Annotated in this window: 15 protein-coding genes; 7 read left to right on the top strand and 8 right to left on the bottom strand. The window is 51.4% G+C overall.

Going from position 1 to position 16,363, the window contains the following annotated elements; translation table 11 throughout:
- Positions 1-96: 96 nt before the first annotated feature.
- Positions 97-543 carry a YcgN family cysteine cluster protein gene (locus ACXAGQ_RS11620; protein ID WP_475254016.1) on the bottom strand — a complete coding sequence of 149 codons (447 nt, stop codon included), beginning with the start codon at positions 541-543 and terminating at the stop codon, positions 97-99.
- Between the two features lie 233 nt (positions 544-776).
- On the opposite strand from ACXAGQ_RS11620, the gene ACXAGQ_RS11615 reads away from it, so the two are divergent.
- A complete protein-coding gene (locus tag ACXAGQ_RS11615; protein WP_475254015.1) occupies positions 777-1,025 on the top strand; it encodes a YkgJ family cysteine cluster protein in 249 nt (82 codons plus the stop codon).
- Here ACXAGQ_RS11615 and ACXAGQ_RS11610 read toward each other — a convergent pair.
- Both ACXAGQ_RS11610 and ACXAGQ_RS11605 read right to left on the bottom strand, forming a co-directional pair.
- Positions 1,022-1,267 carry a TIGR02647 family protein gene (locus tag ACXAGQ_RS11610; RefSeq protein ID WP_475254014.1) on the bottom strand — a complete coding sequence of 82 codons (246 nt, stop codon included), beginning with the start codon at positions 1,265-1,267 and terminating at the stop codon, positions 1,022-1,024. The genes ACXAGQ_RS11615 and ACXAGQ_RS11610 overlap by 4 nt on opposite strands.
- A gap of 164 nt (positions 1,268-1,431) precedes the next feature.
- Positions 1,432-2,310 (bottom strand): Tim44 domain-containing protein, encoded by an 879-nt coding sequence (locus tag ACXAGQ_RS11605; protein ID WP_475254013.1) that lies wholly within the window; start codon positions 2,308-2,310, stop codon positions 1,432-1,434.
- A 195-nt stretch (positions 2,311-2,505) separates the two neighbouring features.
- On the opposite strand from ACXAGQ_RS11605, the gene ACXAGQ_RS11600 reads away from it, so the two are divergent.
- The 3 genes from ACXAGQ_RS11600 (at position 2,506) to ACXAGQ_RS11590 (ending at position 5,860) form a co-directional block, all read left to right on the top strand.
- Positions 2,506-2,904 carry an NINE protein gene (locus tag ACXAGQ_RS11600; protein ID WP_475254012.1) on the top strand — a complete coding sequence of 133 codons (399 nt, stop codon included), beginning with the start codon at positions 2,506-2,508 and terminating at the stop codon, positions 2,902-2,904.
- A gap of 342 nt (positions 2,905-3,246) precedes the next feature.
- Positions 3,247-3,843, top strand: coding sequence for a TetR/AcrR family transcriptional regulator (locus ACXAGQ_RS11595; protein ID WP_475254011.1), 597 nt, complete (start codon positions 3,247-3,249; stop codon positions 3,841-3,843).
- Positions 3,844-3,991: 148 nt separating this feature from the next.
- Entirely contained in the window at positions 3,992-5,860 is a 1,869-nt protein-coding gene (locus ACXAGQ_RS11590) for an MFS transporter (protein ID WP_475254010.1), read from the top strand.
- 97 nt (positions 5,861-5,957) lie between these two features.
- Here ACXAGQ_RS11590 and menE read toward each other — a convergent pair whose 3' ends face one another.
- The 5 genes from menE to ACXAGQ_RS11565 are packed head-to-tail and all read right to left on the bottom strand — an operon-like array spanning position 5,958 to position 12,333.
- Entirely contained in the window at positions 5,958-7,373 is a 1,416-nt protein-coding gene (gene menE / locus ACXAGQ_RS11585) for an o-succinylbenzoate--CoA ligase (RefSeq protein ID WP_475254731.1), read from the bottom strand.
- A 53-nt stretch (positions 7,374-7,426) separates the two neighbouring features.
- Positions 7,427-8,401 (bottom strand): o-succinylbenzoate synthase, encoded by a 975-nt coding sequence (menC, locus tag ACXAGQ_RS11580; RefSeq protein WP_475254009.1) that lies wholly within the window; start codon positions 8,399-8,401, stop codon positions 7,427-7,429.
- A 38-nt stretch (positions 8,402-8,439) separates the two neighbouring features.
- Positions 8,440-9,315: a 2-succinyl-6-hydroxy-2,4-cyclohexadiene-1-carboxylate synthase gene (menH, locus tag ACXAGQ_RS11575; RefSeq protein WP_475254008.1), complete on the bottom strand. Its 876-nt coding sequence runs from the start codon at positions 9,313-9,315 to the stop codon at positions 8,440-8,442.
- Positions 9,299-11,020 (bottom strand): 2-succinyl-5-enolpyruvyl-6-hydroxy-3-cyclohexene-1-carboxylic-acid synthase, encoded by a 1,722-nt coding sequence (menD, locus tag ACXAGQ_RS11570; protein WP_475254007.1) that lies wholly within the window; start codon positions 11,018-11,020, stop codon positions 9,299-9,301. The genes menH and menD overlap by 17 nt, the downstream gene beginning before the upstream one ends.
- A complete protein-coding gene (locus ACXAGQ_RS11565; RefSeq protein WP_475254006.1) occupies positions 11,017-12,333 on the bottom strand; it encodes an isochorismate synthase in 1,317 nt (438 codons plus the stop codon). Before ACXAGQ_RS11565 ends, menD begins: the two co-directional genes overlap by 4 nt.
- Positions 12,334-12,877: 544 nt before the next feature.
- Here ACXAGQ_RS11565 and ACXAGQ_RS11560 point away from each other — a divergent pair.
- The 3 genes from ACXAGQ_RS11560 to ACXAGQ_RS11550 all read left to right on the top strand — a co-directional run bounded on the left by ACXAGQ_RS11560 (position 12,878) and on the right by ACXAGQ_RS11550 (position 16,316).
- Positions 12,878-14,092 (top strand): pyridoxal phosphate-dependent aminotransferase, encoded by a 1,215-nt coding sequence (locus ACXAGQ_RS11560; RefSeq protein WP_475254005.1) that lies wholly within the window; start codon positions 12,878-12,880, stop codon positions 14,090-14,092.
- A gap of 263 nt (positions 14,093-14,355) precedes the next feature.
- Positions 14,356-14,940 (top strand): 5'-deoxynucleotidase, encoded by a 585-nt coding sequence (gene yfbR / locus ACXAGQ_RS11555; protein WP_475254004.1) that lies wholly within the window; start codon positions 14,356-14,358, stop codon positions 14,938-14,940.
- A complete protein-coding gene (locus ACXAGQ_RS11550; protein ID WP_475254003.1) occupies positions 14,940-16,316 on the top strand; it encodes an anti-phage deoxyguanosine triphosphatase in 1,377 nt (458 codons plus the stop codon). Before yfbR ends, ACXAGQ_RS11550 begins: the two co-directional genes overlap by 1 nt.
- Positions 16,317-16,363 lie beyond the last annotated feature (47 nt).

Raw genomic sequence — 16,363 nt, 5'->3', positions numbered from 1 at the left:
TGGCATCAGTGGCGGCACTCTTGATTTGTATTGAACCATCATGAATCAAACGTAAAGTATGACTCACTAAAATCCATTCTCAACTTTAAAAGTTAATTAACTCTTTTTAGCCCATTCAGGTAAGTTTTGTATGTGGTCTTCCCAGTCGATCACATCAATTTCGTATACCACGCTATCGCGCACCGATTCGCCGGCAGCATGCATGGCGTCTTTCGAGCCAGTTAGCAGTGGGTGCCACTCTGGCAGCTCCTTGCCCTCGGCCAACAGGCGGTAGGCACAGGTGTCCGGCAGCCAGACGAACTCATCAATACGGTCACGTGTTAGCTTGAGGCACTCTTCGCCTGATTCGAAGCGGTTCGGGTAGTCTTTGCAAGAGCAAGTCTTGTTGTCCAACAGACTGCAGGCAACATTGGTGTAGTAGATTTCATCGGTATCATCATCGATCAGTTTGTGCAGGCAGCATTTTCCGCAGCCGTCACACAGCGCTTCCCACTCCTGATCGGTCATATCCCTCAAATCTTTCTCTTGCCAATAGTGCGTCATTACGTTGCCTTCTGTTGCTCTGTACCTTGCGACTTGCCAAGGCATATCATAGAGGCGGTTTTATAGCTTCCACTCCCGCAAAGTGCAAGCACTTCCGGCCCTTTGCCCTCAATATCGCCATGTAATAAGAATCACTCTTATCCATGGCTATCAAAGCCACATTTTTTTGATCCGTAGCGGTGAGAGTGGTAACGTTCGCAACCGTTTTAATAAGTGTAGAAGAGTAGTAAGTGATGGAGTGTCGACTAGGTTGTGGCGCATGCTGTATTGCGCCGAGTATATCTTCACCGATCCCCGGCATGCCAAAGGGCAAACCGGCCGGTGTTCGCTGCATCCAGCTCAATGATGACAACTTGTGCAAAATTTTCGGCAAGCCAGAACGCCCTGCCGTGTGTCATAAATTTAAGGCCTGCCCGTCGCTATGCGGAACGAGCAACAAGCAGGCATTGGATAACATTACCGAATTGGAAGCAATGACCTAAACCGCCACTTTGCCTGTTAGGATGCGGAGTACAGACTTGGCGTGCTCAACCGCCTGATGACCTGAATAGGTCAGGTAGCCGCCGTCTTCCTGGGTCACCAACCCTTTTGCATACAAACGCTGAGCTGCAGATACCAACTCTGGCGCGGCATCGCTATGTACTTTGATCCCCTCCAAGTCGCTGTGCATTGGGAATTTTACTAGTAGGTTCATCTCGTGAACCAAATCGGCATTGTACGGCATGCATTTCTCTCTTACTGAATTAACCTACCAATAATACTAGCGGCTTAACGCAGGAAAAGTAGGTAGCAAGATCAATTCAAGTGCATCACGTAAGCGAGCAAGATCATATTTTTGCTATAAAAAAACCGCCCAGAAGGACGGTTTTGAAATTTCGCTAATTGCTATTAGGCTTGAATGCCCACAATCAGCCAAGGTGCGTTCGGCGTACGCAGGTCGCGCTCAAGGTGCCAGATATCGGTAATATCTTCTTCCACACCCTCTTGGCGGTCTTTGTAGCGGCCAGAGAACTTAATACTCAGCTGCGCGATGTTGGCATCGTAGTCGGCACGTACTAGCTCGGCATCTACATACATCACTTCGGTATGCTGCTCGCCGTCTAGCTTGGCACGCTCGGCAATCAAATCGTCAAGCAGCGCAGGGCTGACGTACTCTTTGATCTTAGCCAGTTCGTTGTGGTTCCAAGCACCCTGGATAGTACGGTAGTGCTCACGTGAGCCGTTCAGGAATGCATTCATGTTAAAGCCCGGAGGCAGGTTGAACGGTACGTCACTATCGGTTGATACATACTCTTCCTGCGCCATGCCGCCTTGGTTCGCCTGCTGGCGGAACTGATTAGGCTGTTGTGGCTGACGCGGGGAGTTGCCTGCATATGCCTCGCGGTGGCCCATCGGAGTCGATTTGGCACCACGTATTGTTTTGAACAACTTGAAGATAACAAAGGCAATCAAGCCCAAGATCAAAATATCCATAAACTGGATACCTTCAAACGCACCGCCAAAGAAGGCTGCTAGCAATCCACCAGCTAATAGTCCGCCCATCAGGCCGCCCATTAGTCCCTTCTTGCTTGAGTTTGCTGCCTGATTAGCACCTGGTTGTTGCTGCTGTCTCAGGGTGTCCGTTTGTTGTGGTTGCTGCTTTTTCACTGGCGCAGTTTTAAAGCTTTTGCCAAATGATTTACCGCCACCAAATTTCTTTGCCTCAACCTCAGGAGCAACGAATGCAACCGTCAAGATCAGGGCAAAAACTGTGAAGATGCGTTTCATTTGAATGAATTACCTTTGCCTCATATTGGAGATTGCATCGTAAACCGCTACAACTGAATGTCAACCAAACCACACAAGCAAATTGTTACTAATATTAATTATCGATGAAATAGTTTCATGTCATGCTCGATTGGATTAGTCTTTAACCATAATAACTTCAATGTGTTAATAACCATTTTGTAGGCGGAATGACTTATGCAAGATACGCACAGCAAACTGATCGGATATCTATTGTGGATTTTCGGCTTTACCGGCGCCCACCGCTTTTACTACGGTAAACCAGTTACCGGGACCATCTGGTTCTTCACCTTGGGTCTGTTCGGTATCGGCTGGTTGATTGACCTCTTCCTGATCCCATCGATGGACCGTGAGGCTGACCTGCGCTTCCAGGGCGGTGAGATTGACTATACCGTCGCATGGCTACTGCTGACTTTCCTTGGCGTATTCGGCCTGCACCGGATGTATATGGGCAAGTGGCTAACCGGTATCTTGTACCTGTGTACCTTCGGCTTCTTCCTAATTGGTATCTTGGTCGACTTCTGGACCCTCAACGATCAGGTTTCTATTCAGAACCGTGAGCGGCGCCGCAGCTAATTCAACTCGAGCGGTACTGTTCAACGGTACCTTTCAACGGTGCCTTTCAACGCCAGCGCCACTATTGCTCAGCGCTGTAATAGTAGCCAAGATAATGCCAGCATTCGAAATAGTGCTGGCATCTGTCATGACTGGGCTCACAACTCACCAAGTAAATGTTAGAAAAGGTTATTGGGCAGGAGATGTCGCTTGACCTATTCTTGTTGAAAACACTAGAATATCGAACAATGTTCTAATTATTTTTTGCCTTTTAGCAAAAAAACTTATTTCGCATTATCCCCACATTGGTTGGGCATATTACAATTAAGCAAAATAAGACTTAGTCGATTAAGAGTAACCTCGATGGCAAGACGAAACGACCATACTCGTGAAGAGTTGGTAAGTATGACACTGGAGCAAGTCAAAAACTTTCTCGCCCAGCACCCACACCACGAACTTAGCCTGCGCAAAGTTGCAGGAATGATAGGCTATGTGCCTAGCACCTTGGTCAACGTGTTCGGTAACTACAATCTGCTTTTGCTGCATGCCGTAGCCCAGACGCTAGATGAGCTATTCGCCGAAGCAGAAGCAGAAATGAAAGAAGCCTCATCAGCGGAAGATGCACTTAAGCGCCTTGCATACTGTTATTTGGACTTTGCTTCGCGGAACCCATACCGCTGGCAATTGATTTTCCAACATACGATGAACGGTGAAGAACTGCCTGAATGGCAATCTGAGCGTATCAATAACATGACGGGTATGCTGGAAACCCTTATCCAGCAAATCAATCCAAGCCTTAGTAGCGACGAAACCTTGGAAGCCAGCCGTGTGATCTGGTCAGGTGTTCATGGTATCACCCTGCTGTCGGTTGACGACAAGCTATTTACTGCTGTACCTGTCGATGGCAAGGCATTGATTAATAACCTGTTAAACACTTACCTTAACGCTTGGAAAGGGTAATTAGTTAACTGTTATTAAGCAGTATCTGGCCTTTATTAAGGCCAGATACCTATACTCTCATGTCAACAAGTGTTAACGTCTTTTTTCAACCCGCACACCCTGCGGTGACTACTTTCGATGATCAATTCGAACTCAGGCTAAAGTATTCATGTCAGATCAGTCTCGACTCCTAACCCAGCGGCGTTTCCTGCCCTACTTCCTTACGCAGGCCCTCGGGGCGTTCAACGACAACATCTACAAGAATGTTCTGCTTATTCTTATTGCTTTCGCTGCCCCTGGTACCTTGCCGGTAGACAGCGATCTGGTCATCAACCTGGCTGCGGGCTTATTCATTTTGCCGTTCTTCCTTTTTTCCGCAACCGCCGGGGTGATCACCGACAAATACGACAAGGCCAACATCATGCGGGTCGTCAAGATGGCTGAAATCATCATCATGACCTTGGCTGCGATTGCCTTTATCAGCGAAAACTACATGATGTTGCTGATCTTATTGTTCCTGATGGGCACCCAATCAGCTTTTTTTGGCCCGGCCAAATACGCGCTTCTGCCCCAGCAACTGAAAAAAGAAGAACTGGTATCCGGAAATGCCTTGGTGGAAACCGGTACCTTCCTGGCTATTCTCATCGGTACCTTGCTGGCAGGCGTGATTGCCAACCAAGAGCAGGCAACCTACATCGCGGCAATAAGCGTGGTGAGTTTCGCCATCATTGGCTACCTGTGCTCAAAGTGGATCCCTTCTGCCAAGCCAAGTAACCAAGACCTGGTATTCAAATGGCAGCCGGTCAAACAAACCCGCAAGACGCTGGCGATTGCACGAAAAGACAGAACCGTCTTCCAGTGCATCATGGGGATCAGCTGGTTTTGGTTCCTTGGAGCCTGTTACCTGACGCAGTTCCCGAATTTTGCCAAATTACACCTCGGCGGCAATGCAGCGTCGGTTTCCTTCCTGCTGACCCTGTTCTCAATCGGTATCGCCGTTGGCTCGCTGTTGTGTGACCGGTTATCCGGCCACCGTATCGAGCCGGGCATTGTGCCGCTAGGTAGCATGGGGATCACCCTGTTCGGTGCTGGCTTGATGCTGAGCACACCGAGTGTGTTGCCTGAGACCCAGCCGATCCTTGAGTTTATTACTGACCCTCAGCTATTGGGCGTCTTTGTCTGCCTAACCATGCTTGGGGTATCTGGCGGTATTTTCATCGTCCCGCTGTATGCCATGATGCAACACCGCGCCAAAGAAGAAGAACGGGCGCAGGTGATTGCGGCCAACAATATCTGGAATGCCATTTTTATGGTGGTCAGTGCAATTAGCGGCATTGTGGTACTGTCGGTGCTGGAGTTCACCATCCCGCAGTTCTTCCTTATCTTGTCGGTACTCAACTTGGTTGTCGTCGTCTACATCTACGTACAGGCCCCTGACTTCTTCTGGCGCTTTATGGTTTGGCTCGTTAGCCACACCATGTACCGTGTGACCCACAAAGATCTGAAAAATATCCCGGAAAGCGGCGGTGTACTGATTGTGTCCAACCATGTCAGTTACATGGATGCCCTGCTGCTTGCCGGTGCCTGCCCTCGCCCGATCCGTTTCCTGATGGACAGGGATATCTACAACCTGCCAATGATCCGGGCCTTCTGCCGTGCCTGCAAGGTGATCCCAATTGATGCGACCGACAGGAAATCGGTGTTGAAAGCCTTTGTTGACGTCAGCAAACACCTCGAGCGCGGTGAAGTTGTCTGCGTCTTCCCCGAAGGGCAACTGACCTATGATGGCGAGATGGGCCCTTTCATGCGGGGAATCGATTTGATCATCAAACGCTCCCCGGTACCTGTAGTGCCAGTGGCTATCCAGGGGCTATGGGGCAGTTTCTTCAGCCGGGAAGGTGGTCGCGCGCTATTGAAAATCCCTAAACGCTTCTGGTCAAAGGTCACAATTATCGCCGGGCAGCCGGTTCAACCGGAAGAGACCAATAGCAGCCAACTAAGGGAAGAAGTACTAACGTTGCGTGGGGATAATAGGTAGCTAGATCCTAGAGCCTAGGTTCTAAATCCTGGCAAAAGTGTTGCAAAAAAGCCCAAGGGATAACCTTGGGCTTTTTTATTTGGAAAATAATCAATTGTTAGGATTGCTTAGCCAGCCATTCTGCCAGCTGTTTACGGGACACCTTGATCCCGCCTGTGCTCAAGTGGGTAGGCAAAGTCAAATACTTCACCGGGCGGCAAAGGCCCATCATTTGTTGCTGCATATAATCAGCCAGCTCACCCTGCAAAGCAGCATCTAGCTCACTAGGCGTTGCCACGATGGCAACTGGGCGTTGGCCATATTCCTTGTCCTCAGCTGGCAGGACAAATGCCTTGTTCACCTTGGGATGAGCCAACAACACTTTCTCTATTTCCTCCGGCTGGATATTCTCGCCGCCAGAGATAAACATGTTGTCCTTGCGACCGAGAATAAACAGCTCCTCGTCACGCCAACTGGCCAGATCTTTGGTCGCGAACCACTGTTGATCCGAGAACGGAAAAACTGTCCGGTTTCGGTAGTAGCCCAAGCCCAATGTCTTGCCTTTGACCCACACCTCGCCATCTTTGAGTGTCAACTCTCGGTTTGGCAGCACGGCACCGACACCGGCTGTGCTATCGGCAAGCTTAGCGGTGACTGTCGAGGCCATTTCCGTCATGCCATAACCGCACCAGCACTCTATACCCACTGACTTGGCTCGCTCGGTCAGGCTCACAGGGATCACGGCGCCACCAAGCAATACCCGTTTTAGTGACAATGCAGAAACATCGCTATTCTCCAACAAGCGCTGGAGCTGGGTCGGTACTAATGAGGCATGGGTGACCTTGCTGAGGGCTTGCTGCAAATCTTGCGATGGCTCGACAGCCATTTGGGCACCGCGGTATAACCAGCGCCAGACAATCGCCATACCTGAAATGTGAAATAACGGCAGTGACAATAGCCAACTGTCATCGGCATCAAACCGCATCCAGCTAAGCAGCCCAGCCGCACTCGCCAAATGGCTTTGAGCGCTGTGCACTACCGCTTTAGGCTGGCCGGTAGAGCCCGAGGTCATGGTCAAAGTCGCCGCCCGAGTGGCTTGCCAAGTCACTGGCACCATTCGTGGGGTTTGCGGCGGTAACAACTGTAATCGTGGTGGCAGTTCGGCGATACGATCTTGTCCAAGATTGCTCTTGGCAGGATGCCAGATAAAATCACACTCAAGCTGTGCCAACTGGCTTGAGAGTTCCTGCTGGCCCAACCTAGGGTTCAAGCCTACAAAGCGGGCACCTGTGCGCAAAACCGCCAACAGCAACCAGATCACTGATACCGAATTGGGTGCAACCACAGCCACTAGCTGATCACGCTTGAGCCCTTGCTCAACCAAGCCTTGGGCGTACTCTTCTACCCGCTCGGCTAATTCCGCCCAGCTAAATTGTTGTTCACCACAGGAGCGGTCTCCAAACGAGAGAGCGACCGCTGACGGTCGCTCTTTTGCCCAGTGCTGCCACGGCCAAGTGGAAAAGGTCATATCCATCACCTCCTCCACCGGCAAGTTCAAGGTTCTTTCGTTCAGCATGGTATCCAGGGTTACTTGGCCCATACCACGTCCAGTTCTGCCAGCGTTTTCACAGGCAGCTCGCACTCAGGCCATGATGTTTCCAGCTGGCTCTGGAACAGCTGCATGGTATCCAGGCCCGGGATCACTCCCGGCGTCTGCCATTCGGCAAAGCGAGCCAGTTGATTAAGACCAAGACTGCTCTCCATGCTTGAACTGATCACAGCAGTAAGGCCATGTTCATGAGCCTGCTTAACCAGCTCCATACAGCGCTGGACACTGCCCACTAGGGTCGGCTTGATGACAATCGCTACCACACCCGGCTCAGCTTTGACTTCAAAACCTTCATCACGCACGGTTTCATCCCATGCGATGTTAATGCCCGTCTCCTGGGCAAAGGCCAAGCTGTCAGCTGGTGTTTGGCAAGGCTCTTCCAAGAAAGCAATGCCGCCACGGTTTTCCGGTTTCACGTATTTGGCAAACTGCTGGGCCTTTAGTGGTGTCCACTGGCGGTTGGCATCCAAACGCAAACGGATGCCCGGAATTGAATCGACAAACATATTGGCAACCATGCCATCGCGGACCGCTTCGTACATGCCTACCTTGATTTTAGCAACCTTCTCACCCGGCATATTGTTCAGGGCAATTACCAAATCATCCGGGTCGCCGGCACAAAGCGGTGCTACCGTGTAGTTACCTTCTTGCGGCAAGTCGCCTTGCAGTTCAAGCTGCGCCATGCTCAGGCCGAACGCAACAGATGGAAGCGCATCAGCAAGGTCAAACGCCTCACCCGCAACCCATTGTTCCAATAACGCTTTGGCTTGCTCACCAGCTTGTTCTGCTGTCTCTTGGCTGAACTCAGGCAATGGCGCAATTTCACCATAAGCCTTCTGCTCGCCGTCCTGAAGTTCGACAATCCAACCGTCTCGGTTTACAAGGCGCTGGGTACGGAGGATCACGCCGGAGTCCATAGGAAGCTGGTATTGGTAAAGTTTCGCGCTACGCATCATAAAATTCCATCTGCCTTATTCTTTAAAAGAATGTGCTAAAAAGTTCTTGAAATAAAGTCGTCTACAGCTCTGGCGAATAAGTATGGCTGCTCAACATGAACATTATGGCCGGCATCTTCAATAACCTGATAAGACAGGTCGGAGCCGGCAGCCAGTAGCGTAAACTTGTTGTCTTTCTCTCCGCAAAGATAATGCACAGGTATCGGTAACCCGGTTAACTGAGGTTGCAGAAGAGGTTGTTTGGCTAATGATGTAGCCAGTAGCATATGTGCTATAGAAGAGCCAAGGTTATCACTGCGCTTGGCAATCAAACCTTGTCTTTGGTCATGGTTCAGTGATGAAAATACCGGTTGCTGGTACCAGTCAGCCAATACTTCGGCAATGGGTTCATTGGCAAAGCGCCGGGCCCAGTGCTGATCGTTCTCCCAGCGTGCTGGGCGAGTATCTTGCGGCAAGCCAAAATGACCACCTTCCAAAATCATTCCGCATAGCTGCGGCGATACTGAATCTGGGCAAGTTTGCGAATCAGCCACCTGGCGGCAGGCATGGTACATCGACATCCTAGCACCAAGCGAATAACCAACCAGAACATAGCGCTCGACACCGCGAGCAGCCAGGGTACTAGAGAGCCATTGACTGACTTGCTCAAAGCCTTGCTCTAGGCCCGCCTGTAATAGCCGGCTATGGCCATGACCCGGCAGATCAACGGTTAGGCAGCGATATTGACCACTTAACTGGTTGACGACCTGCTGCCAATCCCGGCCCGAGCCAAGCAAGCCGTGCAGGAACACAAGTGTTGGCTGGGCTGGCGGTTGCGAGCCAGCCACTTTAGCAGGTGCACCGTAAGTTTCAGAGAACAGACACTCATTGCACATAACGGTAGAAGCCGGGCTGTTAGAGTAAGGTCGCATGCTTAATCTCGCTGAAAATCGCCCGCAGCAATTCGCCACTTTCTCCGGAAGGGGTCTGGACTTCAACCAGTGTCGCCCCTGCCGTAGTCAAGCCATGCTCAACGGCTTGCTTGGCTTCATCAAGCGTCCCAGGGCAAGCGTAACCCAAGCCGAACATACCCGCGGCTTGGTCAAAGCTCAGGCCGTGGGGCATCCGATACAAACTGTCTTTCTGGGCATCAGGTACGGGAAGCAGATCAAAAATCGCCCCGCCATCATTGTTGGTCACCAGCACGACAAGAGGTTGAGTCGCCTCTTTGAGTAATGCCAGCGAATTAAGATCATACAGCAGCGAGGTATCACCCAAGACACAAAGCATCGGCTGGCTACAGGCACGCTGTACACCGGCCGCAGTCGCCACCAAACCGTCGATCCCAGAAGCTCCGCGGTTGGCAAACGTGGCCGTTTGCGGCATACGACCGAACATATCTAGCAAGCGAACAATCAGGCTGTTGCCCAAAAACAAGGTCGTATCCGGAGCGACCCAGTCCATCAAATTGGCAGCAAGGCTGACTTCATTGAGCGTGGTGTACTTGCCTTGTATTGTCGCCAAACACTGGCTTGAAGCAACCTTGAGCGGATCAGCCCAGCCATGGTGGGCGGTTATGGTATTTTGCGTGTGCTCAGCAAGCAGGCTGGCAAGCCCAGCGACATTGGCCTGAATGCGGGTTGTGACGGCAAAACTAGGGTCCAGCGGGACGGCTAATGGGTCCACCAGCCAATAGTCCTGCCACTGTTTCGCGCCAAGCAACTGCCCAAGGCGTTTGGAGACCAAACGGCCGCCAAACTGAATAATACTGTCCGCCTGAGTAAGGTACTCGCGGCAGGCCTCGTTTTGTAGCCAGACATCAAACCCTGACCAGTCACTACTGCCCCCCGCTTGCGGATCAGCCAGCAAGGGCCAGCCCAATACCGAGGCGAGCTTGCTGACCGCGTCGAATTCGTCCGGGGCGATACGGCCGGCAATCACAACCCCTTTTTTGCCTTGCAAGGATTGCCACTGCCCGGCCCCAAAAGCCGTACCGTTTCTTTCGGCATCCATATACTGGGTAAAGCGTGACTGACCTGATAGCCAATGCTGGGCAGGCTGAAGGTAGTCCGAGAAATCGCACTCATCACCGTACAGCGGCTCTGGGTAATGGCAGTTGAAATGCACCGTCCCCCCGCGCTGGAATTGCTGGTGCATCACCTTATCAACGGTTGCGAGCAACCAGGCAGGGCTGATCGCTTGTGTGGGTGTAGGAATATCTTCAAATGCCGTCACATGAGAAGAAAAAATACCGTGCTGGCGGATGGCCTGGTTGGCACCACAGTCAATCAGCTCAACGGGGCGGTCAGAGGTAAGCAGTACTAGCTTTTCCCCTGTCAGGCCACTCTCGGCCACCGAAGGCAATAAGTTGGCCACTGCGGTACCAGATGTTACTACCACCGCAACTGGCTCATTGGTCGCCTTGGCAAGACCCAGCGCAAGAAAACCCAGACCGCGCTCGTCAAAGTGGGTATGAATAGATAATTTGCCATTTTTGGCCGCCGCTAATGTCAGCGGCGTAGAGCGTGAACCAGGGGCAATACAGATATGCTTGACTCCATGGCGCACCAATTCTTCGAGCATCAGCCCTGCCCATAACTGGTTCAAGGCCGCTCGTGTCGAAACCCCATTGCTCATGCAGTCCGGCGCTCCCAGTCAGGCTCATCGCTCGCCAAAAGGCTGCAAAGGGTCGATGTTTTGCGATCCAGCTCTTTCCACTCACTGTCAGCGGTCGAGCCCGGGACAATGCCAGCACCGGCAAACAGGTGTAGCTCATCGCCCATGATCAATGCACTGCGGATCGCAACACAGAACTCACTGCGGCGGGTGCCCAAAAAGCCTACCGCACCACTGTACCAACCTCGGGCAAACGGCTCGTTCTCGCTAATAAAGTCCAAGGCTTTATCCCTTGGCAAACCAGCAATAGCAGCCGTTGGCTGAAGGCTATCCAGCAAGTCTGAGTTTTCGACCCCATCATTGAGCTGGGCGTCGATACCCCGCTTGAGGTGCTGCACCTTGCGCAGGCGGATCAGCTCTGGTGTCTGAGCAACATTCATGCTGATACAGCGCGGCACCAAACGATCAACAATATCATCGACCACCAGGCGGTTTTCATAGCGGTTCTTACTGTCATCGAGCAGCCATTGCGCCAAGCGGTCATCTTCGGCGATATCGGCCCCGCGGCCAATGGTACCGGCCAGCGCTTCGGTTTGCAGATCTTGCTCCTGGCGCAGGAACAGACGCTCTGGCGTTGAGCCAACGAAACAATGCTTGGCATCAAGGGCCATCATAAAATGGAAGCTGTTATGGTTACTGTCACGGCTAGCCTTGAGCAGCTGGGCCGGAGAGACCGGTGTATCGAGGGTCAGGGTCGTTTTGCGTGCAAGCACGACCTTCTCGAACACTTTTTGCGAGATTGCCTCAAGGGCACTGCCAATCATCTGCGACCAGCCAGAAAAGTCCGGGCTATAACTCCGCCCTAGAATCTTGCTGGTGATCTGGGGAACCTCAGCAGTATCCAGCGTCAGTTGTGCCAAGGCATCCGTTACCTTGCCCCGGCTTTCTTCAGACAGGTTCACAGCAATATTCCAGCCACCGTCCAAACGGAAAATTTCCAGTACCGGCAAGAAGAAAAAAGAAGGCATGCAGCGTCTGTTGCGCTGGGTGCGGCCATCAAACGAGCGGCCACCCCAAATTCGCTGGCCATCAGACAAAATGGTCTCGGCAGCTTTTGGATCGGTGAATGTTTTTATTTGCCCAAACGCCACTACTTCCTCGCGGCAATCTCGTGACTGCCAGTAGAATTTTGGAAACAGGGGTTGGGATTCCATCCAATCAATCAGATCGGTATTGGCCGGAAGATCCAGCTTTACCGTAATTCGTTGAGTTGTTGGCGTGGATTGTCGAATTTTTTCAAGTAGTAACTCAACGGCTTTTTGTAACGCGGTCAAGGTAACCTCACTCAGCTCTCAAGCACAGAATTGGCTCATCCCTGGCTGATGGTAAATGGCTAATCAATTAGCATCTTTCGCCCTATATGTGATCCCCCAGCAAGTCATACAGCTGCAAGCAATAGACCACATACCGAATGCTGGCATTCTACCCCAGAACTCGCATTCTGACTAATAAAGTAATGACTCAACATGAATCTTCATATCTCATCACAATTCTCTGCTTCTGGCCAATTATCCCAGCGCTGAAGCAATCCCCTCATGACCAGATATTATTTTGCCAGCGAAATCGACAAATACGGTTTAAATCGCACCATTTTTTGCTGAAATCTCCAGCAATTCCCTGCATTGTAATATTTTATTCTAAACAAAGAGGTAAATAGCCCCTGTTTTTCCAACCAGCCAGTGGATCCCACCTGACATTGTAGAATTTAATTATACAAACAACTATTTTACGCTACTTATTTCTGCAGGGTGTTTATTTTATAAGGTTTTATAGTGTAATTTGTTGTCATTAACGGCTTGAAACAGGATACCACCAAAAATGCAAAACATCGGGATGTCATCAAAACTCAACAATGTCTGTTACGACATTCGAGGTCCCGTTCTGAAACATGCTAAGCGCATGGAAGAGGAAGGGCACAAGATTCTCAAACTCAATATCGGCAACCCTGCGCCGTTCGGTTTTGATGCCCCTGATGAGATTCTGGTGGATGTGATCCGTAACTTGCCGACTTCACAGGGTTACTGTGACTCCAAGGGCATATACTCAGCACGTAAAGCCGTGGTTCAGCACTACCAAAAGCGCGGTATGCTTGATTTGGATGTCGAGGATGTCTACATCGGTAATGGTGTGTCAGAGCTGATTGTGATGGCGATGCAGGCGTTGCTCAACAACAACGATGAAATGCTGGTACCGTCTCCGGACTACCCGCTGTGGACCGCAGCCGTATCACTGTCTGGTGGTAAAGCCGTGCACTATACCTGTGACGAGCAAGCCGATTGGTATCCAGACCTCGACGATATCCGCAGCAAAATCACCCCTAATACCCGTGGTATTGTGCTGATCAACCCGAATAACCCGACAGGTGCGGTTTATAGCCGAGACTTCCTGCTGGAAGTGGTAGAGATCGCCCGCCAGCATAAGCTGATTATTTTTGCCGATGAGATCTACGACAAGATCCTTTACGAAGGAGCACAACATACTTCGATCGCACCGCTTGCCGAAGATGTTTTCTGTGTCACTTTCAACGGGCTGTCGAAATCTTACCGTGTCTGTGGCTTCCGTGCTGGCTGGATGGTGCTGTCAGGCCCTAAGCATCTGGCCAAGAGTTACGTCGAAGGGCTGGAAATGCTCTCCTCCATGCGCCTGTGTGCCAACGTACCGATGCAGCATGCTATCCAGACGGCGCTCGGCGGCTACCAGAGCATCAATGAGCTGATCCTGCCAGGAGGCCGTCTGCTGGAGCAACGCGACCGGGCCTATGATTTGCTCACCTCCATCCCAGGTGTTTCTTGCGTGAAACCCAAAGGCGCACTTTACCTGTTCCCGAAATTGGATCAGAAGAAGTTCAACATCATTGATGACCAGCGCTTCGCACTGGATTTCCTCCAGCAGGAAAAAGTGTTGGTGGTGCACGGCACTGGCTTTAACTGGAAGCAGCCAGATCACTTCCGTATTGTCACCCTGCCACGGGTTGATGACTTAGAAATGGCAATAGGTCGTTTGGAGCGATTCCTTCATAACTATCGCCAGTAAAAATTAATATTTTACGTGTTATTAGACCTATATCAGGGCGAGATTTCAAAACCTACCCGCCATGGATGGCGGGTCGGAGCGACATGGATGTCTTAATGCGTTTTTGAAATCACATCCTGCATATATGTCCCTTCATTATTTCATTTCTCTAGCTTGTCCCCTAAAGATCCAAACGCGAATTATCGTTTGCTTAGCGGTAAATTCTGATACCTTTAAAAGGTGATTGATTTTATTACCTGTTCTGTCCGTCAAGAAGTACCGCTATGAAACAAAGCCATTTTTTTGCTCACCTTGCCCGAATGAAGCTGATCCAGCGCTGGCCGTTGATGCGCTGTGTCGAAGCTGAAAATATTTCCGAACACAGCCTTCAGGTCGCGTTTGTCGCCCATGCCCTTGCCCTGATCAAAAACCGCAAATTTGGTGGCAACACCAACCCGGAGCGTATTGCGCTGCTTGCGATGTTTCACGACTGTAGTGAAGTGCTGACCGGGGATATGCCCACCCCGATCAAGTACTACAACCCGGCCATTGCCGAAGAGTACAAAAAAATTGAACTCGCGGCCGAGCAAAAACTGCTTTCGATGCTGCCAGCAGAGTTCCGTGACGATTACGCCCCGCTTATCGATAGCCACCAGGTAGACAAAGGTGACTATGCGATCGTCAAACAGGCTGACAGCCTGTGTGCGTACCTCAAGTGCCTGGAAGAGCTCAATGTCGGTAACCATGAGTTCACGTCGGCCAAGAACAACCTAGAGCACACCCTGCATGACCGCTCTACCCCGGAAATGCAGTACTTCCTCGAGACCTTCGTCGACAGCTTCAATTTAACCCTTGATGAGATCAGCTAATGACAGTTATCTCCCTCTCCCCTGAGTTCAGCCAACAGTGGGAAGCGCGCAAAAGCAATGAACAGAAGATGCGACGTAACGACCATCGCTCGGCCTACCAGCGAGACCGGGCCAGGATATTGCACTCTGCCGCTTTTCGCAGGCTCCAGGCAAAAACCCAGGTTCACGGTGCCGGACACCATGACTTCTACCGCACCCGTCTAACCCACTCCCTTGAAGCCTCGCAGATTGGCACCGGCATTGTGGCCCAGCTTAAGATCAAGCAACCGGAGTTTCGCGATTTGCTACCTTCAAACAGCCTGATGGAAAGCCTGTGCCTGGCACACGATATCGGCCACCCGCCTTTTGGCCACGGTGGAGAAGTCGCCCTGAACTATATGATGCGCGAGCACGGCGGGTTCGAGGGCAATGCCCAGACCTTCAGGATCGTCACTCTGCTCGAACCTTATACTGAAGCGTTCGGCATGAACCTGTCACGCCGCACCTTGCTCGGGCTACTGAAATACCCAGCATTTATCAGCCATACCCGCGCGACAGAGCTCCCTGCTGATGTTCATCATTTCCGCCACCTCAAAGCCAAGGATTGGTACCCGGCAAAGGGTATTTACAATGATGACAGCCAGACCTTCGACTGGGTGCTAGCACCACTGTCCGAGCATGACCGCCAGCTGTTTGGTCAAATGCGCGGTGAGCGCCAAGTGCCGAGAGAGCACCTTAAAACCCGTTTCAAATCGTTGGATTGCTCTATCATGGAGCTGGCCGATGATATTGCCTACGGTGTCCATGATCTGGAAGATGCGATTGTGATGGGGATTGTTACCCGCGAGCAATGGCAGGAAGCAGTTGCCAGCAAGCTGGCTGATTGCGGTGAGCCTTGGATTGAAGAACGAATTGGCGTGTTGAGTGATCAGCTGTTTGGCACCCACCACCAGCGTAAAGATGCTATCGGTGCCATGGTCAATGCTCTGCTGACCTCCATCCAGATAGCCCCAACCATCCAAAATGGCATTGATAGCTTCGAAGACCTGCTGCTGCAGTGGAACGCTTACCTTTCAGATCCGATGGAGCAGGTACTGGAAGTCCTCAAGCAGTTCGTCAGCCAATACGTGGTCCACAAACCGGATATCCAGCTATTGGAGTACAAAGGCCAGCAGTTGGTAATGGAGCTGTTCGAGGCCTTTGCCTCAGATCCCGAGCGCCTACTGCCGGAGAACACCCGCGAGCGCTGGCGCCAATGCAATGACAGTGGTGAAAATGCCCACCGGATCATCGCCGATTATATTTCCGGCATGACCGACGGCTTTGCCCAGCGCCTGTACAGTACCCTGTTCCACCCGACCGCTGCCACCGGCATAGGGTTTCATGGGGGGGACTGATAAAAGCGGAGCCTAGATCCTAGATAAAGAGCCTAGGATCTAGGAAC

Source organism: Photobacterium sp. ABD4_091 (assembly GCF_056160145.1).
Note: the sequence above shows the minus strand (reverse complement) of the source record. Positions and strands in the feature narration are given on the sequence as shown.